The organism is Streptomyces sp. PsTaAH-137, assembly GCF_003259365.1.
Taxonomy (GTDB): Bacteria; Actinomycetota; Actinomycetes; order Streptomycetales; family Streptomycetaceae; genus Streptomyces.
On record NZ_QLLY01000002.1, the window covers coordinates 540,124 to 566,615 of the forward strand.

The window sequence follows — 26,492 nt, forward strand, 5'->3', positions numbered from 1 at the left end:
CGACCGGGCCCGTCAGCTCCGAGCCGGTCACCCGCCCCCGCGCTTGCGGCGGGCCCACCCCCGCACCCGTGCCCGCGTCGGCACAGGCGATCGCACCCAGCCCCACGACCAACGAGACCAGCGTGACCACTCGCTTCATGAAATCCCCCGATCCCACGAGAAGGCGTCTCCCGAAGGCTACGGAGAGGGCGCCGAGAAGGGGAGGGCCCGCCCGGAAATCACGCCTCACGGATGCCCAACGGGGTTATTTCTAGCGGCAGTTGACAAAACGGCGGACTCGGGCGGGCGCGCGCCGCACCGCCGGAAGCTCTGGCCAGGGCCAACCCGTCCGAGTGAACGCCCCGCATACGCCACCGGCACATGCCCGCCAGTGCCTACCGTCCCGCACATGGTCAGTTCTTCACACGAGGTGATGCACCGCATCTTCCAGGAGGACCCCGGGATGTTCCCGCGGGCCCTCCGGAAGCTCGGCATCACCTTCCCCGACCCGGTCGCCGTGTCCTTCCTGCCGACGGACCTGACCGAGATACGGCCGCTGGAGCGCCGGGTGGACACCCTCCTGCGCTTCGACTCCGCCGACGGCTCCGGATACCTCCTCGCCGTCGAGTCACAGAGCGCGCAGAGCAAGGCCAAGCCGAGCGCGTGGGCGTACTACGCGGCGCATCTGTACGCGAAGTACGGGCTGCCGCCCGTCCTCCTCGTCACCTGTCAGGACCGGGCGACCGAACGCTGGGCGGCACGGCCGATCGACATCGGACCGCCGCAGTGGGCGACGCTCACCGTCCGGCCGCTGGTCCTGGGGCCTGGCAGCGTCCCGGTGATCACCGATCCGGAGGTGGCTGCGGCCGACCTTCCGCTCGCCGTGCTGTAGGCCGTCACGCACGGCAAGGACCCGCACATCGATGCCATACTCAAAGTGCTGGGTGCCGCGCTGAAGACCGCCGACCGGGACACGGCGATGGTCTTCTCCGAACTCACCGAACTTGGCCTGGGAGCCCTCCCGGCCGCAGATCTCTGGAGGAACCTGGTGTCCGTCGACCTCTCCTTCTTCCGCTCCCAGACCGCGCAGAACCTACGGGCCGAGGGCCGGGCCGAGGGCGAGGCCAAAGGCGAGGCCAAGGCCATACTGCGATTCCTCGACCACCGTGGCGTCGCAGTCCCGGACGAGGCCCGCGCCACCATCGCCGGCTGCACCGACCCCGACACTCTCGACACCTGGCTCGACCGCGCCTTCACGGCAACCACCATCGACGACGTCCTGGCAGAACCGGTCGAGCCCCCGTCCCCCTCAGCCTGATCCGGCCGCAGATCTCTGGAGGAACCTGGTGTCCGTCGACCTCTCCTTCTTCCGCTCCCAGACCGCACAGAACCTCCGGGCCGAGGGCCACGCAAACGCCATACTGCGCTTCCTCGACCGCCGTGGCGTCCCCGTCCCGGACGAGGCCCGCGCCACCATCGCCGGCTGCACCGACCACGACACCCTCGACACCTGGTTCGACCGCGCTCTCACCGCCACCACCATCGACGACGTCCTGACCGAACCGGCCGAGCCCAGGGCCCCGCAGCCCCCCTCAGCCTGACCCCACCCCGCGCCCCACCACGGCCCCGTCCACCACCCGGGCGGGGCCGTCGTCCGTCTTCCGTGCCTCGGCGGTCACCGTGCGCGCCCGGGGCCCCTGAAGCACGTACGTCAGGAAGAACCCGGCGCCGACGACCGTCGCGCCGCCCACCGCGTCGAGGACCCAGTGGTTGCCGGTCGCGACGATCGCGGAGACCGTGCACAGCGGGTGGACCAGGCCGAGGGCCTTCATCCACCAGCGGCGGGACAGGACCACGATCACGACGCCGCACCACAGGGACCAGCCGAAGTGCAGCGAGGGCATCGCCGCGTACTGGTTCGTGAGCTGGGTCAGCGTGCCGTAGTTCGGCTTCGAGAAGTCCTGCACGCCGTGGACCGTGTCGATGAAACCGAGACCCGGCATCAGACGCGGCGGCGCCAGCGGGAACGCCCAGAAGCCGATCAGGGCGAGGACCGTCGCGAAACCGAGCGCCGAGCGGGCCCAGCGATAGTCGGCGGGGCGGCGCACGTAGAGGACGCCGAGGACGCTCAGCGGGACCACGAAGTGGAACGACGTGTAATAGAAGTTGAAGAAGTCCGTCAGCCACGGCGCCTGGTGGAAGACCGTGTGGTTGACCCAGTGCTCGACGTCGATGTGCAGGAACTGCTCGATCGAGTGGATCTGCCGCCCGTGCGCCTCCGCCGTGGCCCGGCCGCCGGAGATGGTGCCGCCCGTCGCGGCGAGCCGCACCTGCTGGTACGCGGAGTAGCCGACGCGGATGAGGAGCAGTTCCAGGATCAGGTTCGGGCGGGCCGCGACCCGGCGCCAGACCGGAACGAGCGGCACCCACGACCAGCGCGCGGGCACCGGCGCCGCGTACTCGGTGGGGACAGGCGTCGCGTACAGCGGTGACGTACGGGAGAGGAAGGGGACGACGCAGGCGGCGGCGAGCGCGGCGATGAGCACGATGTTGTCCCGGACCGGCACCAGGAACGTCATCTCCGGCAGCATCATCTTCGCGGGCAGGCTGAGCGCGAGGACGACGAGAACGGGCCACATGTACCGGTCGGAGGCGCGCTTGCCGACCCGGCCGACGACGGCGAGCAGCACCCACAGCAGCTGGTGCTGCCAGGTCGTCGGGGAGACGGCGACGGCGACGCAGCCGGTGATGGCGACGGCGAGCAGGAGCTGGCCGTCGCGCGCGTAGGTGACGGCGCGGCGCAGGCCGAGCACGGCGACGGCGACGCTCAGCAGCGCGAAGAGGGTGATCTCCAGCGGGCCCTCGACGCCGAGGCGGAGCAGCATGCCGTGCAGGGACTGGTTGGCGGTGGCCGCCGGGGTGGTGGACAGGCCCGCGCCGGCCAGGTGGTGGATCCAGTACGTCCACGAGTCGTGCGGCATCGCCGCCCAGGCCAGCGCGGTGGCGGCGGCGAAGGTGACGGCGGAGGAGACGGCCGCGCGTCTGCGGCCGGTGAACCAGAGCAGCGGCGCGAAGAGCAGCACCGTCGGCTGGAGCGCCGCGGCGACGCCGATGAGCAGGCCGGACGCGCGCTCGTCGCGCGCGGTGAAGCAGGCGAGGAGGACGAGGAGGACCGGGATGATGCTGGTCTGGCCGGTGGTGAACGCGTTGCGCACCGGCAGCGACAGCATCAGCAGGCTGATCGCGACGGGCGCCGCGAGCAGCGACGTGCGGCGGGAGACGGGCTGCGGCAGCGCGCGGGCCGCGACCAGACCGAGGGCCACGACGAGGGCGAGCGAGCCGAACGTCCAGCCCCAGCCGAGGGCTTGCTCGGCGGCGCGGGAGAACGGTTTGAGGACGAGCCCGGAGAACGGGGTGCCGGTGAACCGGTCGGGCGCGTCGTAGAGGGAGTCCTTGACGTGGAGGACGCCGTGCGGGCCGATCCACGTCTCCAGGTCGGTGAGGCGTTCACCGCGCGGGGTGCTCAGGACCGCCACGAGTTGACGGGCCGCGAGGACGGCGGCGATCAGCCACAGTCCCGCCCGCAGGACACTCGTCCGTCCGGTCACCGCTCCCGCGGGTCCCGCCGGTCTCCCGTGCTCGACATTCGCCACGCGCTGCCCGCCCTCCCATCATCGTCGGAGGTTCACACCGCCTCCATCGGTGCCCCCATCGGTGTGAGACGCAGGCAACCCCTGCTTCACCTGTCCGTCCCTCCGGATTTGACCGGAAGATGCCATGGAAGACGGTGGCCCGCGCCACTTAGTTGCCCGTTCCACGTACCTGGTTCCGCGACATAGCTCACAGTTCGGCCCGTTTGGGCCGTCTGTAGCGCTCTGCGTTTTCCCAGCTCGGAGGGGGTTTACGTGCGGAGCGTAGCGGATCGGGCACGCGGCGCGATGATCGTGTCGCACCCTATCGTCGCTTTCGGCCGTTCCGCTGACGCGTGAACGGCCTTGCCGTTGTCCCCCACGAAAGGCAGGCGAGCGAGACCTTGTCGAGCGCCGCTTCCATCGCACCCAGTACCAGCAGGCTCCACGCTCCGGCGCGGGGCCGCACCAAGAAGGCCGAGCAGGACGTCACGGTCACCGACCCCGCGCTCGTGAAGCGGGCGGTCAAGGCCGCGGCCCTCGGCAACGCGATGGAATGGTTCGACTTCGGTGTCTACGGCTACCTGACCGCGACGCTCGGCCACGTCTTCTTCCCGACGGCGTCCAGCTCGGCGCAGGTGCTGTCCACGCTCGGCACGTTCGCCGCCGCGTTCCTGGTGCGGCCGATCGGCGGCGCCTTCTTCGGCCCGCTCGGCGACCGCATCGGCCGCCAGAAGGTCCTCGCCATCACCATGATCATGATGGCGGCGGGCACCTTCGCGATCGGCCTGATCCCGTCGTACGCGGCGATCGGCGTGTGGGCTCCGGTGCTGCTGATCGTGGCGCGCATGGTGCAGGGGTTCTCGACCGGTGGTGAGTACGGCGGTGCGTGCACCTTCATCGCCGAGTACGCGCCGGACAAGCGGCGCGGGTTCTTCGGCTCGTTCCTGGAGCTGGGCACGAACGCCGGTTACGTGGCCGGTGCCACCCTGGCCACAGTCCTGATCACGACCCTCCCGTCCGACTCGCTCTACAGCTGGGGCTGGCGCATCCCGTTCCTGGTGGCGGGCCCGATCGGCCTGGTCGGTCTGTACGTCCGCATGAAGCTGGAGGAGACCCCCGCCTTCCAGAAGCTGGCGGAGGAGGCCGAGGCGAAGGAGAAGTCCTTCCCGAAGCCGAAGCTCAAGGAGATGTTCGTCGGCAACGCGGGCGCCATGGCCACCTGCATCGCCCTCGTCCTCGTCTTCAACGTCACCGACTACATGCTCCTCTCCTACATGCCGACGTTCCTGAGCGAGGAACTGCACTACGACGCCACGCACGGCACGATCATCCTCATCGGCGTGATGCTGCTGATGATGGTGGTGCAGCTGCCGATGGGCATGGCCAACGACCGCTTCGGCCACCGCAAGGTGATCGGCGGCGCCTGCCTGGGCTTCGTCCTCCTCTCGGTCCCGGCGCTTCTCCTCATCCAGGCGGGCTCGACCTGGGCGATCGCCCTGGGCCTCGCCGGCCTGGGCCTGCTCCTGGTCGGCTTCACGTCCTCGATGCCGTCGACGCTCCCGGCCCTGTTCCCGACGAAGGTCCGCTACGGCTCCCTCTCGGTGGGCTTCAACCTCTCGGTGTCGCTCTTCGGCGGCACGACGCCGCTGATCGCGGCGGCCCTGATCGCGGGCACCGGCAACCTGATGATTCCGGCCTACTACATGATGGGCGCGGCGCTGGTGGGCGGCATCGCGGCCTGGCGCATGCGCGAATCGGCAGGCCGACCCCTCCCGGGCTCCCCGCCGGCGGTGTGACGGGGCTGGGGCGCGGCGGGGTTGGTTCGCGCAGTTCCCCGCGCCCCTGAGCCGTCCTTCGCCCGCGGCTCTCGTCGTGGCTGATCGCGCAGTTCCCCGCGCCCCTGAGGCAGGCGCTGCGCGCCGCCTCCCCTTGAGGCTGCGCTTCGCGCGCCTCTCCCATGCGAGGCAGCCCAAGGCGCGCCGCTCTTGATGAGATGCCGCACGAAGTGCGCATCTCAGGGGCGCGGGGAACTGCGCGACCAGCCGCCCACCGGCCGTCAGCCGACAACGAACCGCAGGTTTTCAGGGGCGCGGGGAACTGCGCGAGAAGCGGCCACCGGGCCGCGGGCGAACGGACAACCCAGAAGCGCGGGCCAGCCTAGGGTGGCGGCATGACGACACCGCCCCCGGGAACCTCGACCGCAGTGGACGCCTACCTCAGCGACCTGCTGGCCCCCGCCGACGAAGCCCTCAGCACCGCACTCGCGGACAGCGACGCGGCCGGCCTCCCCAGCATCAGCGTCTCAGCCGTCAACGGAAAACTCCTCCACCTCATCGCCCGCATCCAGCGCGCCAAGAACATCCTGGAGATCGGCACCCTCGGCGCGTACAGCACCATCTGGATGGCCCGCGCGCTCCCCGCCGACGGCACCCTGATCACCCTGGAATACAGCCCCCACCACGCGGAGGTGGCCCGCGCGAACATCGCCCGCGCGGGCCTGGACAAGACAGTCGAGGTCAGGATCGGCGCGGCCCTCGACTCACTCCCCCAACTGGTCGACGAGGAAAGGGACTTCGACCTCGTCTTCATCGACGCGGACAAGGCCAACAACCCCCACTACCTCGAATGGGCGCTGCGCCTGACCCACCCGGGAAGCGTGATCGTCGTCGACAACGTGGTGCGCGGCGGCCGCGTGGCCGACCCCGACAACACCGACCCGGACGTCATCGGCACCCGGACCGCCCTCCAACTCCTCGCCGACCACCCCAAACTGGACGCGACGGCGATCCAGACGGTGGGCGCGAAGGGCTACGACGGCTTCGCCCTGGCCTACGTACAGGAGTAGCGAACCCCTAGCGGGCGCCGAGGACGGCGACGGCCTCGGCGAAGTCCGCGTGCGCGGGCCCGAAGGCCCGGATCGCAGTCCGGAACACCGAGCGGTCCGTCAGGGCCCGCGCAAGACGCCCTGGATCGCGCGGCAATCGCCGGGCGAGGGCCACTCCTTCGTCGAAGTGCGGTGCGAGCCTCTCCTCGAACAGGTGGAAGTGGCCTGCCTGGCGGAGGACCGCGCGGACGCCGATCCTGCGCCGTACGTCGGACAGTTCGGGCAGACGGCCGGCCTCCTCCAGTGCCTGGGCCCGCGCCTCCAGCTCCGGCAGCGCGCCGAGGAAGGCGCCGCGGGTGGCGCTCACCCGATTCACGTCGGTACCGAAGGGGAACAGCGGCGCGTCGGCACTCGCGGCGGGCTCACCGGACCGCCCCGACAGGACGAACAGGGTCGACCACTGCGAGAGGTCGCCGGCCCCGCTGCCCGGCCCCCCGTCCGCCGCGAGGTCCGCCAGGACGGCCAGGGCCTCGTGCCGGGCGGCGGCGGCCTGCGGTCCCCGCCCGGCCGTCTCGTACATCCGCGAGAGATGCACCGCCTCCCAGGCCAGCGCCGCAAGCGCCGAGCGCCGCTCCGTGGCCTGACGTCGCGTCCAGTCAACCAGCCCCAGGAAGGCGGCCGTTGCTTCGGCGTGCTGTCCGGCGCCCTCCAGATTCGCCGCCCACGGGACCAGCCGCCAGAAGGGTTGCTCCGCCGGATCGCCACCGCGGCCCGCCGCCTCGTTGAGCGCCGCGGCCTCCCCGAAGCGGCCCTCCTCGGTCAGGACCCTGGCCAGAGGCTCGCTCTGCCCCTTCCGCGCCAACTCCTCGCAGACCGCCCGTCCTTCGTCCCGCCGCCCGACGCCGAACAGCGCCCGCTGGTGGGCGTCCAGCGCGGAGCGGACCCGCTCGTCCCGGCGCGGCATCCCGGCCTCGATCTTCCGCACCGCCTCGATGGCCTCCCGCGTCAACAGCAGGCGCACCTCCGCATCCCGGGTGCGGTAACTCATCAGCAACAGCGCGTCGACGAACTTCGGGAGGTACGCCTTCGGGCTCACCTCCGCAAGTACCCGGTACGCGTTGACCTCTTGGAGCAGTGCGAGCCGCCCCGTCCCCAGCAGCAGCACTCGCGCCCGCAGCACCGCGTCGTGATCGATCGTCCCCATAAGCTCCCTGTCTCCGGGTGGAATCACGAGGGAGATTCTGGGAGTCGGGGGCCGGACCGGACAAGGTTCGCGAACTGTGCTTTCCGTCCTACGAAAAACGCCGCTGACCTGTCATGATGGACATGCTCCACACCTGGCGCACCTCAAGCCCGGCGGGCTTCACGCCTCGTGGTAGAAGCCCACATGCACACTGCGCGGCCCGCTGCGGTCCAGGACGACGACCTCGCCGGAGCCGTCACGCGGCAGTTCGGTCATCCCGCCGTAGGACAGCGGCAGGCCGGGCTCGTGCGCGGCCTGCGTCTCGAAGCGCACGCGGACCTCCGCCGACGGGTCGGCCTGTGATCCGCGCAGCCAGAAGACGCTCCACTCGCCGTGCGGCCCGCACCGGAACTCCAGGTGCACCCGCGACACGAACAGCCAGTCCTCGGGAGTGACAAGACGGCACACGCTCCCGTCCCGCCCCACCCGCAGCACGGCCCCCGGATCGCTCGGCGACTCGGCCATCGTCATCCCCGCCGTGGCCCCCGCTTCGGCTCCGCTCACCGTTGCCATCGTCAGCTCCAGCACCGCGTCCCCCCACCGTTCGCGTCATCACGAAGGATGTCCGTAGCGGCCGCATCCTAAGCCCCCACACCCCGACCGGCGCCGCCTGCGGGACAATGTGCTCATGACCGAACGCAAACCACCCGGCGTCAGCTTCGAGTCATTCGTCGACAAACAAATCCGCGAAGCGGAGCGCCGCGGCGAATTCAGCACCCTGTCCGGCGCGGGCAAGCCCTTCGCGCCCGACGACGACTCCACCACCTACGACGAGAACTGGTGGATCAAGCGGAAGATGGCCCGCGAGGGCCTGTCCGTCCTGCCACCCTCCCTGGCCCTGCGCAAAGAGGTCGAGGACGCCTTCGCGGCCTTCCCGCGCACCCCCTCCGAACACACGGTCCGCCGGGTCCTCACGGAGCTGAACGACAAGATCCGCGACATGATGTTCAAGCCGCCGCCCGGCCCGCATCTCGGCCTCAAGCCGTACGACGTGGACGAGGTGATCCGGCAGTGGCGCCTGGACCGCGCGGGCCGCCGCCTGCCCGTCACCGGCCTCACCGTGCGCCAGGTCCAGGTGGACGACCACCTCACCCTCGTACTGGACACGGGCGTACGGATCACCGTCACGGCCCCCGCCACCCTCGGCACGGCCGCGCTCGACCCGGCCACCCAGGACGTCGCCCCGGCGCTCACCCTGTTCGGCGCGGAGACCGTCTCGGCCGTGGTCCACCCGGGCGGACGCCTGGTCGTCGAGTTCGCGGACGGGTCACGGCTGACGGCCCCCGCCGCATGGAGCGTCACCGACGAGCACGGCGCCCCGCTCACCTGATCCGTATCCCGGCTGCGGCAGGATGGCAGCCATGAGCATCGTCAAGATCAACGTCCTTTCCGTACCCGCCGAACAGCGCGAGGTCCTCGAAAAGCGCTTCGCGTCCCGCGCGGGCGCCGTCGAGAACTCCGACGGCTTCGAGTGGTTCGAGCTGCTGCGCCCCGTCGAGGGCACGGACGACTACCTCGTGTACACGCGCTGGCGCGACGAGGAGTCGTTCCAGGCCTGGATGGAGGGCCCGATGAAGTCGGCCCACCAGGGCGGCGGCGACCGCCCGAAGCCCGCCGCCAGCGGCTCGTCGGTGTGGTCCTTCGAGGTCGTCCAGCAGGCGTCACCCAAGGGCGAGTAGCCCTTCTCCCGGAGTCCTTCCGGCCGGTCCGGGCCGTGATCGATGGTGGGTCTTCCGTACGCGCGTAGACCCTGGCACGATCTGTTGCGTTCCACCTGCACCACAGGCGCCACGCACGTTCCCCCACCATCACTTGCCCCGGCACCGGCAGGAAGGACCCCACCTCCCATGCGTGTTCGTTCCGCACTCACCGCGCTCGCGCTCTCCGCGGCCGCTCTCGTCGCCCCCGGCTTCGGCGTTCTCACCACCTCGACCGACGCCTTCGCCGTCTCCAAGATCACTCACGCGACCGCCACGTCGATGTTCAGCTCGGTCGGCATCACCTGGTCGTCGTCCGGCGGCTGTTCCAACAGAAACGTCTCGACCTGTACGTCGTTCGACCAGCTCAACCTGGCCACCGCGCAGGGCGCCCAGACCCTCAAGTCGGCCAGCGGCTGCGCGCTGAACATCACCGGCGGCACCGAGACCGGCCACGCGAGCGGCACGTACTCGCACTGGAACGGCTACAAGCTCGACTTCGGCAAGAGCACCTGCCTGACGAACTACATCAAGAACAACTTCTCCTACATCGGCCTGCGCGGCGACGGCGCCCCGCAGTACAAGGCGGCCTCCGGCAACATCTACGCCGACGAGGGCAATCACTGGGACGTGACGTACTACAACTGCGGCGGCTGCTGAGCCCCCGCCCCGCCACAGCGCTGTGCCCGCGACCCCCGGTGAGGAGGGGGCGCGGGCACAGGGTCTTTCGGAGGCGCGGCGGCGCGGCGACGGTCAGAGCTTGAGCAGCTTCTCCGCCGTCTCGCGGTAGTCGCGCAGCGCGAGCCGCAGCTTCTCCGTGTCGTCCGCGGACTCCTGCCACGACGTGCGCAGGGTGCGGTGGTGGCCGGCGAGGGTCTCGGCGAGGCGGGCCGTCAGGTCCTCCAGGACGTGGTCGGCCTCCTCGACGGACGCGCGCGGCTGGTCGACGAAGCCGGTGACCGCCTGACGCAGCCGGTCGGTGAACTCGTCGTGGGTGCCGGTGGGGACGAGCCGCTTGTCCGTCGCGCCGTTGCCGTTGCCGTGGTCGCCCGCGTGGCCGTTGTCCCGGTGGTGGGTGCCGCGCTCGTGGTCACCGGTCCCGGTGGCGAGCGGGTCCGCCTTGTGGCGGCCCGGTGCCGGCGTGCTCAGGGCGGTGTCGCCGGGCTTCTTCTCGGTGGTCGCGGAACGGTGGGTGCCGGAGGCGTCCTTGCCGGGCGCGATGTCCGCGTCGGTCGGGATGCCCGCGCCCGTCCCCTTGGCGGCACCCGTACCCGTACTCGTACCGGTGCTCGTACTCGTACCGGTGCTCGTGTTCTTGGGCGTGCCCAGGACCGGGTCACGGGTGAGGTCGCGGTCCCCCGGGGCCGTCTCCGTGCCACGGGTCAGATCACGGTCCGGGGCGGCGACGGTCTCGTCCCGCTTGGCGTCCGGCCGCGTGGTCTCCGGGTCGTGCTGAAGGCCGTTCTCTCGCTTCTGTCGATCGCGCTCGATGTCCGTCATCGTGTTCCTCGGCTCCCCTCAATTGCCCTTCGCCAGGCGGCCCTTGAGGCCACCCCGGCTCTGCTTGTGCGGCTCTGCGGTGTCGGCGTCGGTGCGGGCGGCGGCAGCGGTGCCGGTGTCGTGCGTCCGGCGCGCGGTGCGCTCCGTGCGCTCCGTGCCGAGCAGGACGTCGAACAGGGCCCGCGCCTCGACCATCGCCGTGCGCAGTTCCTCGGTACCGGCGCGGCTCTCCTCGGCGCTGCCCGGCCGGCTGTGCGCCGCGTGGTGCACGCGGTGGTAGCCGTGGACGTGCGGGCCGTGGTGGACGGAGAGCGCGGCGAACTGCTCGTCGTAGCCGGCGCCGTCGGGGAATCCGCGTTCCTTCGCGAGGTCGGCCAGGAGCTGGTCGGCCTCGACGACCGCGTCGGCCGGAGACTCGACGAAACGCTCCTGGGCCTCGGCCCAGCGCGTCAGGTACCGCTCACGGGCGGCGGGCTCCAGCGGCTGCTCCCGCAGCGAACCGTGCTGCTTCACCCGCTCGGTGAGCTCCTGCTCCGCGGCCTTGGTGTCACCGTCGTGCCGGGCCACCGCCCGGTCGTACTCGGGGCCGAACCGGCGCTTGAGGCCGGGTCCGCCTTGGGATGCGGTGCGCGCGGCGAAGATTCCCGCCGCGGCGACGACCACGATTCCCACCACTATCAGAGCGATGATCACGCCTGTCGACATGAATGTCTCCCGACCTTCCCGGTCTCGGTCTCGGTATCGGTGTCCGTCCCGCACCGAGTTGCCGCCCCTGGCGCCGCCAAACAGGCCGGATCGCTCGCGCATCGAATTCGGTTGCGGGCACCCGCCCCGCCGACCTCACAATGCGCCATGCGCAACGCCTGGACCGTCACCCCCGAGCCGTACGACTCCCCGGTCGCCGCCGCGCTCTGGCGCGCGTACTACACCGAGGTCAGCGACCGCTGGTACCTGCTGCACGAGGGCCGCAGGACCGACCCGGCGGAACTCGAACGCGGGATCGCGGCCGAGACCGGATCACAACTGGCCCCGCCGACAGGCCAGTTGCTGGTCGCACGCTACGAGGACGACTCGGCCGGAACCGCCGGAATCCGGCTCGCCGACACCGACACCGCCGAGCTGACGCGCGTATTCGTACGGGAGGAACTGCGCGGCAAGGGCGGCGCGACCCTCCTGGTGACCGCCGCCGAGGAAGCGGCCCGGACACTCGGCGCCACGCACATCCGACTCGACACCCGCTCCGACCTGACGGAGGCACGGGCCCTGTACGCACGACTCGGCTACGCGGAGACCGAGCCGTTCAACGACGACATCCACGCCGAGCACTGGTTCGTCAAGAAGCTGCCGTAGCGTGCGGCCTCGGGCCGCTGTCGTGCGGGCGTTCCGCGTCCGAGCCGCACATTTCCGCGTTGAGTTCGGACACCAACTGGATGAGATCCGTGGGGCGTTCGGTGCCCCACCAGTCGCCGAGGAGTTCGGCCAGGGATTCCTCGCGGGCCGCGCCGAGGTGGACGGCGACTTCGCGGCCTTCGTCGGTGAGGACCAGGTCCAGGCCCTCGCGGACCGCGAGATGGCGTTCCTCCACCTGGCGGGCGGCCTCAAGGATCACGGGCAGCGGGACGGCGCTGCGTTCGGCGAGGGCGGAGGGTTCGGCCCAGCCGTAGCGGTTGATGCGCAGGACCAGCCAACTCGCCGCGGGGAGAAGGTCGTAGCCCGCCTTCGCGGTGATCTTCTCGTAGATCTCGCGCCGGCCCTCGCGCGTCCCGAGCACGGACACGGCCCGCGCGCACTCGTCGTACGAGGACCGCTCGACGGGGTTGGAGGCGAGGGTCTGGGTGGCGTCGGGCGCGGTGACCGAGCCGCGCAGCGGGTCCTCGCGCAGGAACCAGGCGAGCGCGAAGGCGACGAGCACGATCGGCACCGCGTAGAGGAAGACGTCGGTGATCGAGGTGGCGTACGCGTGCAGGACGGCGGGCTGGAGGGCGGCCGGGAGTCCGGCGATGCCGCGCGGGTCCGCGCCGAGGGAGTCCGGCGAGACACCGGGCGGGAGCTGCTGGCCCGCGAGGGCCGAACTCAGCCTGCCCGTCAGCCGGTTGGCGAAGATCGTGCCGAAGATCGCGACACCGAAGGAGGCGCCGATGGAGCGGAAGAAGGTCGCTCCTGAGGTCGCGACGCCCAGATCCTCGTACGGGACGGCGTTCTGCACGATGAGGACGAGAACCTGCATGACGAGGCCGAGACCAAAGCCGAAGACGAAGAAGTAGCCGCTCATCTCCCAGGCCGAGCTGGTCTCGGTGAGATTGTGCAGGAGGAGCAGGCCGAGGGCGGTGATCGCGGTGCCCGCGATCGGGAACACCTTCCAGCGGCCGGTGCGGCTGACGATCTGCCCGGACCCCGTCGACGCGATCAGCACACCGGCCACCATCGGCAGCATGTGCACACCGGACATGGTCGGTGAGACACCGTGCACGACCTGGAGGAACGTCGGCAGGTACGTCATCGCGCCGAACATCGCGAAGCCGATGACGAAGCTGATGACGGCGCAGAGGGTGAAGGTGCGGACGCGGAACAGTTTCATCGGCAGGACCGGTTCCGCGGCCCGGAACTCGGTGAACACGAAGGCGACGGCGAGCAGCACACCGAGCACCGCGAGCCCGATGATCTGGGCGGAGCCCCAGGCCCAGGTGGTGCCGCCGAGCGACGCCACGAGGACCAGACAGGTCGCCACGGACGCGATGAGGAGGGTGCCGAGGTAGTCGATGCGGTGCTTCTGCGAACGGACCGGGATGTGCAGGGCGGCCGCGATGACGATGAGCGCGACGACGCCGAGCGGCAGATTCACGTAGAAGACCCAGCGCCAGCTCAGATGCTCGGTGAACAGTCCGCCGAGCAGCGGGCCGAGGACGCTGGTCGCGCCGAAGACCGCGCCGAACAGGCCCTGGTACTTGCCGCGTTCGCGCGGCGGGACGATGTCGCCGACGATCGCCATGGAGAGCACCATGAGCCCGCCGCCACCGAGTCCTTGGAGGGCGCGGAAGCCGATCAGCTCGGCCATGTTCTGCGCCATGCCGCACAGCGCGGAGCCGACGAGGAAGATGACGATCGCGATCTGGAAGAGCTTCTTGCGCCCGTAGAGGTCGCCCAGCTTGCCCCAGAGCGGGGTCGCGGCCGTCGAGGCGAGCAGATAGGCGGTCACGACCCACGAGAGGTGCTCCAGGCCGCCGAGGTCGCTCACGATCGTCGGCAGCGCCGTGGCCACGATGGTCTGGTCGAGCGCGGCGAGCAGCATGCCGAGGAGCAGGGCGCCGATGGAGATGAGCACGCTGCTGCTCTTGGCGCTGTCGACGGGGGCCGTCTCATGGGTGCGGCTGCCGCCGCCGATGCGCGTCGCGCCGCCGCCGTTCTCCGTCTCGGGGCGCTCCGTCTCCGGGTGCCCTCTCTCCGGGTGCTCCCTCTCCGGGGTGCTCATGGCCACCTCCCATGGCTCCCCGGCGCCGGGAGGGCCAGGGGCTTGGTACTTCCATCCTGGTCGGTGTGATGCGGTTTGGCCTGTTGAGGGCGCTTCCGGTCCGGCTCGGCCGGCGGCGGGGCGTCACGGACCGCCCGGTTCTCCCGGGGGCGGGCGCTGCGCCGGGCTACCGGTGTCTGCATAATGCGCTCAGCTCTCGGGGGAGGGCGGGGCTCTTGGGGAGGGAGCGGACGATGACTATGGGTGAGAAGGAACCGGAGACTCCGGGAGGGACTGGGGCCGGTTCGGGGGCCGGTGCCGAGGCTGGTTCGGGGGGCGAGGGCGGCCAGGAGGCGGGCGGTCGCGAGCCCGGCCCCGAGATACCGGGCGACGCGATACCGGGCGACGGCAAGCCCGGCGCCGGGACCCCGGGCGGCAGCGGGACCGGCGATCAGAAGGCGGCGGCCGACCGCGAGGCGGAGGACTTCAGCCCGCTGCGGGTCCGCCCGTACGTCACCCTGCCCGAACCCACCCAGCCCCCACCGCCCCGCCCCGCCGACCCGTACGCGCACCCGCCGGCCGGCGCCGCGCCTCTCCGGCAGGAGCTTCCGGCCGCCGTCGAGCCGGTCGCCGCCGCCGACGACGACGAGGAGGAGCCCGGGCAGCCGGCGGCCCGCCGCGCCCCGGTGCTGATGCTGACGGCGGTGGCCGGGGTGCTGAGCGTGGCGGCGCTGGTGATGGTTCTGGTGACCTCGGGCGGCGACAGCGGCGACGTGGCGACCGCGGCGGACGGCACCCGGTCGTCCGCGGCCCGGCCGAGCTCGGCCCCCGCCACCAGCACGGCGCCGAGCGCGTCCCCCACGACCAGCGCGGCGGCGCCCTCCGCGTCGGCGCCGTCGCCCTCGGCCACGCCGTCGACGGCATCGCCGTCCGCGAGCCGCAGCGCGAGCGCGTCGCCGACCCACAGCACGGCCGCGCCGTCGCGCTCCGCGTCTCCGTCGGCGTCGCAGACCACGAACGAGGTGGCTCCGGCGGCGACCCTGCGCAGGGGTGACCAAGGCCCCGCGGTGACCGAACTCCAGCAGCGCCTGGGGCAGTTGTCGCTGTACTACGGCCGGCCCGACGGCCGCTTCAACGGCCAGACGGAGTTCGCGGTGCGCAGTTACCAGATGGCGCGCGGGGTGCAGGGTGACGAGCCGGGCACGTACGGCCCGGCGACCCGCAAGGCGCTGGAGGCGGAGACCCACTGAGGGGCCCGCGGTCAGCCCACGTGGAGCAGGATCTCTCCGGAGGCGAGGACCTCGACCCGTACGGCGTTCAGATCGGGCACGTGCACGGTGGGCCCGTGCTGCGCGGCGCGGGGCCCGATCCCGACGACCCGCATCCCGGCGGCGAGCCCGGCCGCGATACCGGCGCCGGAGTCCTCGAAGACGACGCAGTCGGCGGGGTCGACGCCCAGTTCGGCGGCCCCCTTCAGGAAGCCCTCGGGGTCGGGCTTGCTGGCGCCGACGTTCTCGGCGGTGACCCGCACCTCGGGGTACGGCAGCCCGGCGGCGGCCATCCGCCCGGTCGACAGCGCCACGTCGGCGGAGGTCACCAGGGCGTGCGGCACCGCGCCCGAGAGCAGCGAGTCCAGGAACGCCGCCGCGCCCGGCACCGGTACGACGCCGTCCATGTCGGAGGTCTCCTCGGCGAGCATCCGGGCGTTGTCGGCACGGTTCTCCGCGACGGACCGCTCGGGCAGCAGTTCGGCCATGGTGGCGTGTCCCTGGCGGCCGTGGGCGACGGCCATGACCTCGTCGCCGTCGAAGCCGTGCGCGGTGGCCCAGCGGCGCCAGATCCGCTCGACCACGGCGTCGGAGTTGACAAGCGTGCCGTCCATGTCGAGGAGGAGGGCGCGCGCGGTGAGCACGGTGGGGGTGGCCGTCATCGGCGGGCTCCTGGGAACGGAGGCTGGGCTGGGGGAACGAGCCAAGGCGGCCCCGCCCACCGGTCAGGGTGAGTGGGCGGGAACCACTTTGTTCCTACACGATACAAAACGCTCCCGGCATTGACCACCGCGCCCCTCCCGGGCGCGGGCCAGCCGCGCAGTTCCCCGCGCCCCTCATGGGTGGTCGGTCAGGTGCGCCACCGTCGTGGCTGGTCGCGCAGTTCCCCGCGCCCCTGAGATGCGCACTTCGTGCGCCATCTCATCACGGGTGCCCCCGGGGGGAGAGGCGCGCGAAGCGCTGCCTCAGGGGCGCGGGGAACTGCGCGAGAAGCGGCCACCGGGCCGCGCGCGACGAACAACCCAGAAGCGCGGGGAACCGCGCGACCAGCCGCGACGGCGTCGCGCCCACCCCAACTCCCCCCGCCCAATTTCCAGTTACCCGGCACCGCCCCTTGCCCCGCACATCAACTTGACGCGACCCTGTCACCCAACGCACACCTCCCGGAAACCCCACCCCCACACCATGGCCAAGCCCGGCCACCCCTCAACAACCCCCCACACCAAGGGAGTTCCCATGCGCCCCGCACCCCACAGCACGCCCTCCGTCTACGCGCGTCACCCCCACCGCCGCGCAACGATCCTGGCTACAGCAGCCACGGCAGCCGCAGCGACCCTCACCCTCCTCACCGCGGCGACCCCGGCCCAGGCCTCCCCGCCCACCCCCATCGCCGCTTCCACGGCCCGCACCTACCTCTCCGAACTGACCGTCAAGACCGAAGGCTCGTCGGACGGTTACAGCCGCGACAAGTTCCCGCACTGGATCACCCAGTCCGGCACCTGCGACACCCGCGAGACCGTGCTCAAGCGCGACGGCAAGAACGTCACCACGAGCTCCAGCTGCGCGGCCACGGCGGGCAGCTGGTACTCGGAGTACGACGGCGCGACCTGGACGGCGTCCTCGGACGTCGACATCGACCACGTCGTCCCGCTCTCCGAGGCGTGGAAGTCCGGCGCGAGCGGCTGGACCACGGCCCAGCGCCAGTCCTTCGCCAACGACCTCACGCGCCCGCAGCTCATCGCCGTCACCGACAACGTCAACCAGTCCAAGGGCGACAAGGACCCGGCGAAGTGGATGCCGCCGCGCGCCGCGTACGCCTGCACCTACCTGCGGATGTACGTCCAGGTGAAGCACTACTACAGCCTCGCGGTCGACTCGGCGGAGAAGTCGGCGATCCAGTCCGGCCTCTCGGGCTGCTGACCCGGTAACCGCCCGCACCGCCTGCGGAAACGATCCGGCCCCGAACCCGCCGGCCGGACACCGCCCCGCCGAACCAACCCCGCCGGAACCTCCCCACCACCCTCCGGCGTTCCGTACCGTACGGAGACGTCGGAGGACTGGGGAGGACATGACATGGCGAGGCTCCGTCTGGGCCCACTGCTGCGGTACGTGGACGAGGGGACGGCGACGGTCTGGGTCGAGGCGAGCCGGCCGTGCCGCGCCGAGGTGCGCTGCGCGGACGGCGCGCGGGGCAGCGCGCACACCTTCCAGGTCGACGGCCACCACTACGCGCTGATCCCGGTCACCGGGCTCACTCCCGGCACCACGACCCCGTACGAGGTCGTGCTCGACGGCGGCGCGGTCTGGCCCGAGCCGGACTCCCGGTTCCCGCCGAGCACCATCAGCACACCCGCGTACGGCAGCGACCGCACGACCCGCATCGCCTTCGGTTCCTGCCGCTGGGCGGCGCCGCCGGCCGACGAGCACGACCCGGTGGGTCCCGACGCCCTGGACACTCTCGCGTCCCGCCTCGCCGCCGACCCCGGCGCCGAGCGCCCCGACGTCCTCGTCCTCCTCGGCGACCAGATCTACGCGGACGAGACCTCACCGGCGACCCAGGAGTGGCTGGCCCGCCGCCGCGACCTCACCGACGCACCCGGCACCCAGGTCGCGGACTACCAGGAGTACACGCGGCTCTATTACGAATCCTGGCTCGACCCCGAGATCCGCTGGCTGCTGTCCACCGTTCCCAGCACCATGATCTTCGACGACCACGACATCGTCGACGACTGGAACACCAGCGCCGCGTGGCTCGCGGAGATGCGGGAGACGCCTTGGTGGCGGGAGCGGCTGCTCAGCGGCCTGATGTCGTACTGGGTGCACCAGCACATCGGGAACCTGCCGCCGTCCGAGCTCGACGCCGACCCCGTCTACCGAGCGGTGTGCGCGGCCCCCGACGGCACGGACGCGCTCCGCGAGTTCGCGAGCCGGGCCGACGCCGACCCCTCCTCGGCCCGGTGGAGCTACCGCAGGGACTTCGGCCGCGTACGGCTGCTGATGGTGGACAGCCGCGCGGCCCGCGTGCTGGAGGAGCAGCACCGCTCGATGCTCGACCCGAAGACGGAGCAGTGGCTCCGCGAGCAGGCCCTGGACCGGACCGAGCCCTGCGACCACCTCCTCATCGGCACCTCCCTGCCCTGGCTCCTCCCCCACCTCATCCACGACGCCGAGCACTGGAACGCGGCGCTGAGCCGCGGGGAGCGCGGGGCGCGCTGGGCGCGGTTCGGGGAGCGGCTGCGCAGGCGGGCGGATCTGGAGCACTGGGCGGCGTTCCCGGCGTCGTTCGACGGGCTCGGGGAGGTGATCGCCGAGGCTGGTTCGGGGCCGGACGCGCCCGCGACGATCTCCGTGCTCTCCGGGGACGTCCACCACGCGTACATCGCGGAACCGCACTGGCCGGACGCCGCGGCGCCCACGGCCCGGATCCTCCAGCTGACCTGCTCGCCGGTGCACAACTCCGTCCCGGCCGGGATACGGCTCGGCTTCCGCTTCGGCTGGAGCCGCGCGGGCCGCGCCCTCGGCCGTGTCTTCGCCCGCCATGCCCGCGCGGCCGCCCCGCGGTTCCGGTGGCGCAGGACGGGCGGCCCGTGGTTCGGCAACCAGCTGATGACCCTGACCCTGCGCGCCCGCTCCGCCGACCTCACCCTGGACCAGGCCCGCCCCGACGCCACCCTGCACAGGGCCGCGCACCGGAACCTCTCGTAGCGGCGCGGGTGGGCGGCCCGGCTGGTCCGGGCGGTGTCAGGCGCCGGCCGCGATGAAGTCGGCGATCGCGGCGGCGACGGCTTCGGGCTGCTCGTCGGGGATGAAGTGCCCGGCGCCGGGGACGACGACTCCGGTGATGTTGTCGGCCCAGGGGCCGAGGGAGGCCGCCATGTCCGGGATGGAGCCGTGGCTGCTGGACACCCCGAGGACCGGCACCGTCAGGCGCTGCCGGTCGAGCGCCCGGTGGTTCCTGCGCGCCGACTCGTCGGCTTCCCGGTAGTAGGCGAGGGAGGCGCGGAGGCCGCCGTCGGCGGCCAGGGCCGCCGCGTAGTGGTCGATCTCGGCGTCGTCGAAGGTGCCGGGATCGAAGGACTTCGCCTTCAGGAACCAGCCGACGTACTCCCGTTCGCGGCCGGCGAGCAGGGTCTCGGGCAGATCGGGCACGAGGTGGAACGCGAAGTGCCAGGTCTTCCACGCCCGGGCCGGGTCGGTGGGAATCGCCTCCGGGAGGGTGATGCCGGGGATTCCGGCGTCGAGCAGGGCGACCCCGCGCAGTCGGCTCGTGTGGTCGAGGGCGAGGGAGAAGGCCACCCAGGCACCGACGTCGTGGGCGGCCAGCCAGTAGGCGGGAACCCCGAGCGCCTTCACAGCGGCATCGACGTGGGCGGCGACCGTGTGGGTGTCGTAGCCGCGCTCCGGGCGCTCGGAGTGGCCCTGCCCCGGCAGATCGATCGCGATGACGCGGAACCGGTCGGCGAGGCCGGACATGACCTCGCGCCAGGCCCACCAGGTCTGCGGGAACCCGGCGAGCAGCACGACGGCCGGGCCGTCCGGCCGGCCCCCTTCGACGGCATGAAGTCGGACGCCGTCCGCGTCGACCCAGCGGTGGGTGAAGCCGGTGAGGTCGTGCAGGGGCAGGCCGGGGACGGGATTGCGTGCGGAGAGCGTCATGCCGGAAGGCTAACCCATCTTGAACCAATCAGTTCAAGATAGAGTGGTGAGCAGCACCTCACGCATCGGCAAGGAAGTGGCACGTGGCAGGCAGGAAGCAGTTCGACATGGACACGGCGCTCGACGCCGCGATGGTCCAGTTCTGGCGCGCCGGGTACGCCGACACCTCGGTCGACGACCTGTCCCGGGCGACCGGCCTCAACCGCAGCTCGATCTACTCCTCGCTCGGCGACAAGGACACGTTGTTCCTGCGCTGCCTGGACCGCTACGCGGCGCGCTACGGCGAGAAGTACGACGCCGCCCTGTCGTGCGCGGCCTCCGAGCCCGTCGCGGCCGTCCGCGCGTTCTTCGACGTGACCCTCGACCGCATCGCCGATCCCGGAGTGCCCGACGGCTGCCTGGTCGCCCAGTCGGTCATGGCGATTCCCGTCCTGAGCCCGGCCGTGGCGGCCCACGCCGAACAGGCCCTCGGCCTCCAGCTCCAGCGCCTGCGCGCCGCGCTGAAGGCCGCCCGGATGACCGACGCGGACGCCGAGACCTTCGCCGTCCACGCGGCAGCCGTGAACCAGTCCCTGGCCGTCATGAGCAGAGCCGGCGCAAGCCCCGCACAGCTCAGGTCCGTAGCGAACGTGACAGTGAACGCCCTCTCCCGGTCACTCCCCACCCACAACTAGCCCAACAACCGCGCACCCAGCCCCTCACAGCCCCGAGAGGGGCGCGGGGAACTGCGCACCCATCCCCACCCACCCGTGATCCACCCCACACCCCACCTCCGCCCCTCCCCTCACGCCCCCGAAACGGCATGATGATGCGGACCATCCGCTTCCAGCAGCCCCACATGCCCCGGGAGTCCCGCTTTGCCCCGCACCCCCACCGAGCCCCACGCTGAACCGACCCGAGCGTTCAGCCTCGCGATCGTCGGTGCGGGCCCCCGCGGCACCAGCGTCCTGGAACGACTGACGGCCTCCGCGCCGGAGCTGCTGCCGCGCGGCGCCCGGCTCACGGTCCACGTGATCGACCCGGCACCCCCGGGCGCGGGCGCGGTCTGGCGCACGGACCAGGCGCCGGAGCTGCTGATGAACACGGTCGCCTCGCAGGTGACCCTCTTCACGGACGACAGCGTCGACTGCTCGGGCCCGGTCCGCCCGGGCCCGAGCCTGTGGGAGTGGGCGGCAGACCACGACACCGGCGACGACGAACCGCTCGGCCCCGACGACTACCCGACCCGCGCCCGCTACGGCCGCTATCTGCGCTGGGTGTTCGCGGAGACGGTGGCCAGGGCCCCGCGGGCCGTCGAGGTCAGCGTCCACCCCACCCGCGCCGTCCGCCTCGACGACGCCCCCGACGGCCGCCAGACCCTCACTCTGGCCGACGGCCGCACCCTCACCGGCCTGCACGCCGTCGTCCTCGCGCAGGGCCACCTCCCGGTCTCCCCCACCCGCACCGAGAGCGCCCTCACCGAGTACGCCCGCCGGCACGGCCTGCGCCATGTGCCGCCCGCCAACCCGGCCGACCTCGACCTGACCGGCGTACACCCCGGCGAAACGGTCCTGCTGCGCGGGCTCGGCCTCAACTTCTTCGACCACATGGCCCTGTTCACGCAGGCCCGGGGCGGCCGCTACACCCGGACACCGGAGGGCGTCCTGCGCTACCTGCCGTCGGGCGCCGAGCCGCGCCTGTACGCGGGTTCACGCCGCGGCATCCCGTACCAGGCACGCGGCGACAACGCGAAGGGCCCGTACGGACGGCACCGGCCGCTGGCCCTCACCGCCGAATCGATCGCCCGTTTCCGCAAGAGAGCCGACTCCGGCGACGCCCCCGACTTCCTCGCCGACATCTGGCCACTGGTCGCCAAGGAAGTGGAGACGGTCTATTACGAGGCACTGCTGAGAGCCGCCGGCCGGCGCGCCCCGGACTTCCGCGACCGCTACCTCGCCACGCTCGACCGCTCCCCCACGGACCCTCAAGAGGCCGACATACTCCGGGAGTTCGGGATACCCGAGGCCGACCACTGGTCCTGGGACCGGATCTCGCGCCCGCACGCGGGCCGCACCACGGCCTCCTCCGCCGACTGGCGCGACTGGCTCCTCGACCGCCTGCGCGAGGACGCCGCCCACGCCGCGCTCGGCAATGTCGACGGCCCCGTGAAGGCCGCCCTCGACGTCCTGCGCGACCTGCGCAACGAACTGCGGCTCGTCGTCGACCACGGCGGCCTGACCGGCGCCTCGCGCCGCGACCACCTCGACCGCTGGTACACCCCGCTCAACGCGTTCCTGTCCATCGGCCCGCCGCGCCGCCGCATCGAGGAGATGACGGCCCTCATCGAGGCGGGCGTGCTGACCGTCGTCGGCCCGCGCCTGGACGTCGTACCCGAGGACGGCCGGTTCGTCGCGCACTCGCCGGACGTGCCGGGCTCGACCGTGACGGCCACCACACTCATCGAGGCCCGCCTCCCCGAACCGGACGTGCGCCGCACCGCCGACGACCTGCTCGCCCGGCTGCTGAAAACCGGCCAGGCCCGCCCGCACACCGTCGACGAGCACGAGACCGGCGGCCTCGACGTCACCCCGCGCCCGTACCGCCTGATCAACCGTCAGGGACGGGCGCACGCACGTCGGTTCGCGTTCGGCGTGCCCACCGAGGGGGTCCACTGGGTGACGGCGGCGGGCGCGCGCCCCGGGGTCGACTCGGTGACGCTGTCGGACGCCGACGCGGTGGCGCGGGCGGCACTGCGCTCCGCCGACAGCGACGAAAGGGCCGAAACGGAACCGGTCGCCAAGATCACCGAGGGTCGATCATGGCCGAATGTTGAAGTTGCAAGCACAACTTAGGCTCCCCTAATCTGAACCACTCCCACATCGGTGGCAACGGCGGCAACGGCGGCGCCGACCACATCGGTGAACTCGGCCACGTCCCCAACCTCGGCCGAGGACCGACAACCGACCGAAGGAGTCCCCCCATGACCGGACGTCTCAACACCGCCCAGCCCTATGCCCTCGGACTGTTCCGCATCGTCGTCGGCCTGCTCTTCGCCTGCCACGGCGCCGCCGCCCTCTTCGGCGTCCTCGGCGGCTCGCAGGGCGGCGGCACGGTGGCCGCCGGCGCCTGGCCCGCCTGGTACGCGGCCGTCATCCAGCTCGTCGGCGGCGGTCTGGTGCTGATCGGCTTCGGCACCCGCGTCGCGGCCTTCGTCGCGTCGGGCTCGATGGCCTACGCCTACTTCGACGTGCACCAGCCCTCGGCCCTGTGGCCGCTGCAGAACGGCGGCGAGGCCTCGGCCATGTTCTGCTGGGCGATGCTGCTGCTCGTCTTCACCGGCTCCGGCGCGCTCGGCCTCGACCGGCTGTTCACCCGCCGTGGCGCGCAGGCCGCGGAGAGCCCCGCGCAGCGCGAGACCCTGGCGGTCTGACCCGCGCACCGACAGCGGCGCCCACGCTCCTTCGGGAGCGCGGGCGCCGCGTCAGCTCCGCGCGGGCGGAACCCCCAGGGTCACGAGGACCGCGGGGACGGCGCGAACCCCACCGTGAGGCACGCGACCCGCGCCCCCTTCATGCCCGGCATGTCGTGCAGCACGACCGATCCCGCACCGCCGAACCGCAGCCCCCACGCCTTGCGCGCGACCGCCGATCCGGCGCCCGAGGCGTCGGCGGTGAAGTCCAGCCAGATCTCGTTCCGGTCGTTGGCCTGCTTCGGGTCCACCACGTGCTGGTAGTGCCCGCCCGCGGCCTTCGGATCGGCGCCGCAGGGCTTCTGGTGGACATGCGCGCCGTACGTGTGGCCGGGCACCAGGCCCGAGACCCGCAGATCCACGGTCATTCCGGAGTCGTCCCCGAACTGCTGGACCTTGATCGACGAACCGGCGGGAACCAGCTTCTGGTCGTACGTGATCGCCGACGCGGGCACGAACGCCGTCACCGGTGCGAACCTGCCCTGCGCCATCACCCAGTAGCAATCCCCGGCAGCGCCGCCCCCACCGCCGCCTGCCGCGAGCACGGCCGCCGCGAGGGCGCCGGTCACCATTCCTGCCACCATCACCGCTCCTCTTCTTCGACTTCTGCGTCTGCGGTCGTTCGTACGGGAACCGAGCGCACCACACCGAGCCGGGCGCGGCACCCGGGTGAACCGGACACAGATGGGAGGGCCGCGCGTGAGATGAGGAACATCTGTGCCACTTTCGCCACTTCCGCCACACCCGACGCGTACGCTGTACAGCTGACATGAAGCCGCTCCTGTGTGCTCCCGCGTGGAGGGAACGGCCGTAGAACGGCTCGTACAGGAAGTTGGCGCGCAGTGCTGGAGAGTGTGGGGTCGCTGGCCGACAGTCCATGGATCTACGTGATCGTGGCGCTGTCCGTGCTCTTCGACGTCTTCCTGCCGGTGCTGCCCAGCGGTTTCCTCGTGGTGACGGCGGCGACGGCGGCCGCGGCCGGTACGGCGGGCGCCGCGACGGGACAGCTGCCGAGCAGCACCCCGGAGCTGCTGGCCCTCACGCTCTGCGCCGCGACGGCATCGGTCCTCGGCGACCTCGTCGCCTACCGTCTCGCCTGGCGCGGCGGGGAGCGTCTGGACCGGGCCATCGCCCGCTCCCGCCGCCTCACGACCGCGCAGGAACGTCTCGGCGGGGCGCTCGCCCGGTCCAGCGGCGGGCTCCTGGTGATCATCGCCCGGTTCGCGCCGGCGGGCCGCTCGATCGTCTCGTTCGCGGCGGGCACGGCTCATCGCCGGGTCCGCGAGTTCCTGCCCTGGTCGGCGCTGGCGGGCGTGGCCTGGGCCGCGTACAGCGTGGCGCTCGGCTACTTCGGCGCGCAGTGGCTCGGCGCGAGCTGGCTGTCCACGGGCGTGTCGGTGCTCGCGCTGATCGGCGCGGGGGCGGTGGCGGCGTACGTCATGCGCCGCCCGGTCCCTCAGGAAGCCTGAGCCTTCGCGGAACCCCGCACCTCAAGGCCGTCGAGCAGCTCGGCGGTGGCCCGGGCGATCTCGTCCACGGCCCGTTCGAACACTTCTCGATTGTGTGCGGCGGGCGCCCGGAACCCGGACACCTTCCGTACGTACTGCAAGGCTGCGGCCCGGATCTCGTCCTCGGTGGCCTCTTCGGGGAGCACGGGCGGGCGGAGGGTCTTGATGCTGCGGCACATGATTCCAGTCTGCCGCGATCCGGCCGCTCGGCCACACGTTCGCGTGAACTCCTCGACGAATGCCCGGAAGTGGCTCGCCCCGCAAATTCGAACAGACGTACCATTGCCGGGTGGCAGCGAACGATGACAGCGACGACTCCACCGGCACCCTGGGCTTCCCGAGCGACCTCGTCGCCGGGCAGGAGGAACTGCACCAGGTGCGCGCGGAGCTGATAGCCCTGCTCAAGCGGCTCCCCTGGTCGGTCGAGCCGGTCGACGCGATCAGCGACACCCAGGGCTGGCGCAAGCTGGAGCGGCCCGCGTCCCCCGGCTGGACCGAGGACGAGCAGGCGGCGGTCGAGAAACTCCGGCAGCGCGAGCTGGAGCTGGCCGTCTTCGTGACCTGCCACCGCCACTGGTCCGCCCTCGCCGGCACCGAGGCGGTCCGGTCCCGGGCGCGCCTGAAGCACGTGCACGACGACCCGGCACCCGACGCCTGAGCCCCTTCGGCTGCCGGGCCGCGGCGGTCAGCGGCTCCGGCGCGAGGTGATGAACCAGGCGACAGCGGCGATGACGACGATAATGATCAGTATCTTCATGCCCTACTAGTGCCCGCCGCGGCCCGCCTCACGCTCCCCGCGGCACCGCATGGTGCGGGGCCGCGGGGGAATCCGATGCGCATGACCCCTGCGCTCCGCACCGCCCGCGCCCTCACCGCCGCCGCCGTCCTCACCACGGCCACCGCGGCCTGGCTGGCCGCCACGAACGCCGTGTGGTGGGCCGTCGCCGTCGGCTACGTCACGGCGCTGCTCGCCTACTGCGCCCAGCGCTCCCGCGCGGACCATCACCGCATCCTGGCCGCCCACGACAGAGCCCGGCGCCTCGCCACGGGCGAACTGATCGACGACGGCCTCCCCTGCTGCTCCCTGTGGACCCTCTCCGCCGGCGAGGTCCACGGCCCCGGCTGCCTGCGCCCCCACGACCCGGACGCCGAACTCCAGAACGCGTGCTGCACCGAGGGCTTCGTCTCCCGCGGCCTGGCCCACACGCGCCAGTGCCGGACCACTTCGGCACGGGTCGGCGCCGCCTGACACAGGCAGTGGTCGGCATCGCGGCGGTCCGGGTCCGGCG

27 protein-coding genes and 2 pseudogenes are annotated in these 26,492 nt (G+C 72.0%); 19 read left to right on the forward strand and 10 right to left on the reverse strand.

Going from position 1 to position 26,492, the window contains the following annotated elements:
• The first annotated feature begins 388 nt into the window (after positions 1-388).
• From K377_RS42680 to K377_RS06030, 3 genes are read left to right on the forward strand one after another with little or no spacing between them, the layout of a single operon-like run.
• The gene (locus tag K377_RS42680; protein ID WP_309252210.1) at positions 389-871 is read left to right on the forward strand and encodes a hypothetical protein; all 483 of its coding nucleotides are present in this window, start codon (positions 389-391) and stop codon (positions 869-871) included.
• A gap of 45 nt (positions 872-916) precedes the next feature.
• On the forward strand, positions 917-1,297 hold the full coding sequence (locus K377_RS42685) for a hypothetical protein (RefSeq protein WP_309252211.1): 381 nt from the start codon (positions 917-919) through the stop codon (positions 1,295-1,297).
• 28 nt (positions 1,298-1,325) lie between these two features.
• Complete coding sequence (locus K377_RS06030; protein ID WP_111662074.1) at positions 1,326-1,580, forward strand: hypothetical protein; 255 nt, start codon at positions 1,326-1,328, stop codon at positions 1,578-1,580.
• On the opposite strand, the gene K377_RS06035 is transcribed toward K377_RS06030, so the two are convergent.
• On the reverse strand, positions 1,572-3,632 hold the full coding sequence (locus tag K377_RS06035; protein ID WP_161195046.1) for a bifunctional glycosyltransferase 87/phosphatase PAP2 family protein: 2,061 nt from the start codon (positions 3,630-3,632) through the stop codon (positions 1,572-1,574). The genes K377_RS06030 and K377_RS06035 overlap by 9 nt on opposite strands.
• 380 nt (positions 3,633-4,012) lie before the next feature.
• Between K377_RS06035 and K377_RS06040 the strand changes: the two genes are divergently transcribed.
• Together K377_RS06040 and K377_RS06045 are read left to right on the forward strand one after the other, a co-directional pair.
• Positions 4,013-5,407, forward strand: coding sequence for an MFS transporter (locus tag K377_RS06040; RefSeq protein ID WP_111662076.1), 1,395 nt, complete (start codon positions 4,013-4,015; stop codon positions 5,405-5,407).
• A 374-nt stretch (positions 5,408-5,781) separates the two neighbouring features.
• On the forward strand, positions 5,782-6,456 hold the full coding sequence (locus K377_RS06045; RefSeq protein ID WP_111662077.1) for an O-methyltransferase: 675 nt from the start codon (positions 5,782-5,784) through the stop codon (positions 6,454-6,456).
• A 7-nt stretch (positions 6,457-6,463) separates the two neighbouring features.
• Here the strand turns inward: K377_RS06045 and K377_RS06050 are convergent, their stop codons facing one another.
• Complete coding sequence (locus tag K377_RS06050) at positions 6,464-7,639, reverse strand: hypothetical protein (RefSeq protein ID WP_111662078.1); 1,176 nt, start codon at positions 7,637-7,639, stop codon at positions 6,464-6,466.
• Between the two features lie 159 nt (positions 7,640-7,798).
• Positions 7,799-8,206 (reverse strand): FHA domain-containing protein, encoded by a 408-nt coding sequence (locus K377_RS06055; RefSeq protein WP_111662079.1) that lies wholly within the window; start codon positions 8,204-8,206, stop codon positions 7,799-7,801.
• A 100-nt stretch (positions 8,207-8,306) separates the two neighbouring features.
• On the opposite strand from K377_RS06055, the pseudogene K377_RS42155 reads away from it, so the two are divergent.
• The 4 genes and pseudogenes from K377_RS42155 to K377_RS06070 form a co-directional block, all read left to right on the forward strand.
• Positions 8,307-8,714 (forward strand): annotated as a pseudogene (locus K377_RS42155) (DUF1992 domain-containing protein); the annotation flags it as partial.
• Between the two features lie 15 nt (positions 8,715-8,729).
• A pseudogene (locus tag K377_RS42160) lies at positions 8,730-9,008 on the forward strand (DUF6188 family protein); the annotation flags it as partial.
• A 31-nt stretch (positions 9,009-9,039) separates the two neighbouring features.
• The gene (locus tag K377_RS06065) at positions 9,040-9,357 is read left to right on the forward strand and encodes an antibiotic biosynthesis monooxygenase (RefSeq protein ID WP_111662081.1); all 318 of its coding nucleotides are present in this window, start codon (positions 9,040-9,042) and stop codon (positions 9,355-9,357) included.
• 168 nt (positions 9,358-9,525) lie between these two features.
• Positions 9,526-10,035: a hypothetical protein gene (locus tag K377_RS06070; RefSeq protein ID WP_111662082.1), complete on the forward strand. Its 510-nt coding sequence runs from the start codon at positions 9,526-9,528 to the stop codon at positions 10,033-10,035.
• Positions 10,036-10,128: 93 nt separating this feature from the next.
• Here the strand turns inward: K377_RS06070 and K377_RS06075 are convergent, their stop codons facing one another.
• Both K377_RS06075 and K377_RS06080 read right to left on the reverse strand, forming a co-directional pair.
• Positions 10,129-10,875, reverse strand: coding sequence for a hypothetical protein (locus K377_RS06075; protein ID WP_111662083.1), 747 nt, complete (start codon positions 10,873-10,875; stop codon positions 10,129-10,131).
• 18 nt (positions 10,876-10,893) lie between these two features.
• Entirely contained in the window at positions 10,894-11,580 is a 687-nt protein-coding gene (locus K377_RS06080) for a hypothetical protein (RefSeq protein WP_181512486.1), read from the reverse strand.
• A gap of 147 nt (positions 11,581-11,727) precedes the next feature.
• Here K377_RS06080 and K377_RS06085 point away from each other — a divergent pair, with 147 nt between their 5' ends.
• A complete protein-coding gene (locus K377_RS06085) occupies positions 11,728-12,225 on the forward strand; it encodes a GNAT family N-acetyltransferase (RefSeq protein WP_111662084.1) in 498 nt (165 codons plus the stop codon).
• Here K377_RS06085 and K377_RS06090 read toward each other — a convergent pair.
• Entirely contained in the window at positions 12,209-14,344 is a 2,136-nt protein-coding gene (locus tag K377_RS06090) for an MFS transporter (protein WP_258394976.1), read from the reverse strand. The two genes, K377_RS06085 and K377_RS06090, sit on opposite strands and share 17 nt — an antisense overlap.
• A 233-nt stretch (positions 14,345-14,577) precedes the next feature.
• Between K377_RS06090 and K377_RS41305 the strand changes: the two genes are divergently transcribed.
• Positions 14,578-15,573, forward strand: coding sequence for a peptidoglycan-binding protein (locus K377_RS41305; protein WP_146614691.1), 996 nt, complete (start codon positions 14,578-14,580; stop codon positions 15,571-15,573).
• An 11-nt stretch (positions 15,574-15,584) separates the two neighbouring features.
• On the opposite strand, the gene K377_RS06105 is transcribed toward K377_RS41305, so the two are convergent.
• On the reverse strand, positions 15,585-16,253 hold the full coding sequence (locus K377_RS06105; protein ID WP_111662086.1) for an HAD-IA family hydrolase: 669 nt from the start codon (positions 16,251-16,253) through the stop codon (positions 15,585-15,587).
• A gap of 574 nt (positions 16,254-16,827) precedes the next feature.
• On the opposite strand from K377_RS06105, the gene K377_RS06110 reads away from it, so the two are divergent.
• Positions 16,828-17,511, forward strand: coding sequence for an HNH endonuclease family protein (locus tag K377_RS06110; RefSeq protein WP_111662087.1), 684 nt, complete (start codon positions 16,828-16,830; stop codon positions 17,509-17,511).
• 153 nt (positions 17,512-17,664) lie between these two features.
• The gene (locus tag K377_RS06115) at positions 17,665-19,296 is read left to right on the forward strand and encodes an alkaline phosphatase D family protein (protein ID WP_111662088.1); all 1,632 of its coding nucleotides are present in this window, start codon (positions 17,665-17,667) and stop codon (positions 19,294-19,296) included.
• A gap of 36 nt (positions 19,297-19,332) precedes the next feature.
• Here the strand turns inward: K377_RS06115 and K377_RS06120 are convergent, their stop codons facing one another.
• Entirely contained in the window at positions 19,333-20,247 is a 915-nt protein-coding gene (locus K377_RS06120; protein ID WP_111662089.1) for an alpha/beta fold hydrolase, read from the reverse strand.
• 83 nt (positions 20,248-20,330) lie between these two features.
• Here K377_RS06120 and K377_RS06125 point away from each other — a divergent pair, with 83 nt between their 5' ends.
• From K377_RS06125 to K377_RS06135, 3 genes are all read left to right on the forward strand, one after another.
• Positions 20,331-20,921, forward strand: a complete 591-nt coding sequence (locus tag K377_RS06125; RefSeq protein ID WP_111662090.1) for a TetR/AcrR family transcriptional regulator — start codon at positions 20,331-20,333, stop codon at positions 20,919-20,921.
• Positions 20,922-21,104: 183 nt separating this feature from the next.
• Entirely contained in the window at positions 21,105-23,078 is a 1,974-nt protein-coding gene (locus K377_RS06130) for an FAD/NAD(P)-binding protein (RefSeq protein WP_111662091.1), read from the forward strand.
• A gap of 128 nt (positions 23,079-23,206) precedes the next feature.
• Positions 23,207-23,656, forward strand: coding sequence for a DoxX family protein (locus tag K377_RS06135; RefSeq protein ID WP_111662092.1), 450 nt, complete (start codon positions 23,207-23,209; stop codon positions 23,654-23,656).
• 80 nt (positions 23,657-23,736) lie between these two features.
• Here the strand turns inward: K377_RS06135 and K377_RS06140 are convergent, their stop codons facing one another.
• On the reverse strand, positions 23,737-24,279 hold the full coding sequence (locus K377_RS06140) for a superoxide dismutase family protein (protein WP_111662093.1): 543 nt from the start codon (positions 24,277-24,279) through the stop codon (positions 23,737-23,739).
• 258 nt (positions 24,280-24,537) lie between these two features.
• Here K377_RS06140 and K377_RS06145 point away from each other — a divergent pair, with 258 nt between their 5' ends.
• Complete coding sequence (locus K377_RS06145; protein ID WP_111662094.1) at positions 24,538-25,164, forward strand: DedA family protein; 627 nt, start codon at positions 24,538-24,540, stop codon at positions 25,162-25,164.
• Here K377_RS06145 and K377_RS06150 read toward each other — a convergent pair.
• Entirely contained in the window at positions 25,152-25,382 is a 231-nt protein-coding gene (locus K377_RS06150; RefSeq protein WP_018530860.1) for a DUF2277 domain-containing protein, read from the reverse strand. The two genes, K377_RS06145 and K377_RS06150, sit on opposite strands and share 13 nt — an antisense overlap.
• Before the next feature lie 110 nt (positions 25,383-25,492).
• Between K377_RS06150 and K377_RS06155 the strand changes: the two genes are divergently transcribed.
• Both K377_RS06155 and K377_RS41565 read left to right on the forward strand, forming a co-directional pair.
• Entirely contained in the window at positions 25,493-25,861 is a 369-nt protein-coding gene (locus K377_RS06155; protein WP_181512487.1) for a hypothetical protein, read from the forward strand.
• Between the two features lie 180 nt (positions 25,862-26,041).
• Complete coding sequence (locus K377_RS41565; RefSeq protein WP_161195047.1) at positions 26,042-26,452, forward strand: hypothetical protein; 411 nt, start codon at positions 26,042-26,044, stop codon at positions 26,450-26,452.
• The last annotated feature ends 40 nt before the right edge of the window (positions 26,453-26,492 follow it).

Excerpts from the sequence above, each read along its gene's own strand:
- K377_RS41305 (WP_146614691.1), top strand. The coding sequence starts at position 14,578 with ATGACTATGGGTGAGAAGGAACCGGAGACTCCGGGAGGGACTGGGGCC.
- K377_RS06080 (WP_181512486.1), bottom strand. The coding sequence starts at position 11,580 with ATGTCGACAGGCGTGATCATCGCTCTGATAGTGGTGGGAATCGTGGTC.
- K377_RS06150 (WP_018530860.1), bottom strand. The coding sequence starts at position 25,382 with ATGTGCCGCAGCATCAAGACCCTCCGCCCGCCCGTGCTCCCCGAAGAG.
- K377_RS06105 (WP_111662086.1), bottom strand. The coding sequence starts at position 16,253 with ATGACGGCCACCCCCACCGTGCTCACCGCGCGCGCCCTCCTCCTCGAC.
- K377_RS06120 (WP_111662089.1), bottom strand. The coding sequence starts at position 20,247 with ATGACGCTCTCCGCACGCAATCCCGTCCCCGGCCTGCCCCTGCACGAC.
- K377_RS06090 (WP_258394976.1), bottom strand. The coding sequence starts at position 14,344 with ATGAGCACCCCGGAGAGGGAGCACCCGGAGAGAGGGCACCCGGAGACG.
- K377_RS42680 (WP_309252210.1), top strand. The coding sequence starts at position 389 with ATGGTCAGTTCTTCACACGAGGTGATGCACCGCATCTTCCAGGAGGAC.
- K377_RS06070 (WP_111662082.1), top strand. The coding sequence starts at position 9,526 with ATGCGTGTTCGTTCCGCACTCACCGCGCTCGCGCTCTCCGCGGCCGCT.
- K377_RS06050 (WP_111662078.1), bottom strand. The coding sequence starts at position 7,639 with ATGGGGACGATCGATCACGACGCGGTGCTGCGGGCGCGAGTGCTGCTG.
- K377_RS41565 (WP_161195047.1), top strand. The coding sequence starts at position 26,042 with ATGACCCCTGCGCTCCGCACCGCCCGCGCCCTCACCGCCGCCGCCGTC.
- K377_RS06065 (WP_111662081.1), top strand. The coding sequence starts at position 9,040 with ATGAGCATCGTCAAGATCAACGTCCTTTCCGTACCCGCCGAACAGCGC.
- K377_RS06110 (WP_111662087.1), top strand. The coding sequence starts at position 16,828 with ATGCGCCCCGCACCCCACAGCACGCCCTCCGTCTACGCGCGTCACCCC.
- K377_RS06115 (WP_111662088.1), top strand. The coding sequence starts at position 17,665 with ATGGCGAGGCTCCGTCTGGGCCCACTGCTGCGGTACGTGGACGAGGGG.
- K377_RS06135 (WP_111662092.1), top strand. The coding sequence starts at position 23,207 with ATGACCGGACGTCTCAACACCGCCCAGCCCTATGCCCTCGGACTGTTC.
- K377_RS06140 (WP_111662093.1), bottom strand. The coding sequence starts at position 24,279 with ATGGTGGCAGGAATGGTGACCGGCGCCCTCGCGGCGGCCGTGCTCGCG.
- K377_RS06085 (WP_111662084.1), top strand. The coding sequence starts at position 11,728 with ATGCGCAACGCCTGGACCGTCACCCCCGAGCCGTACGACTCCCCGGTC.
- K377_RS06075 (WP_111662083.1), bottom strand. The coding sequence starts at position 10,875 with ATGACGGACATCGAGCGCGATCGACAGAAGCGAGAGAACGGCCTTCAG.
- K377_RS06045 (WP_111662077.1), top strand. The coding sequence starts at position 5,782 with ATGACGACACCGCCCCCGGGAACCTCGACCGCAGTGGACGCCTACCTC.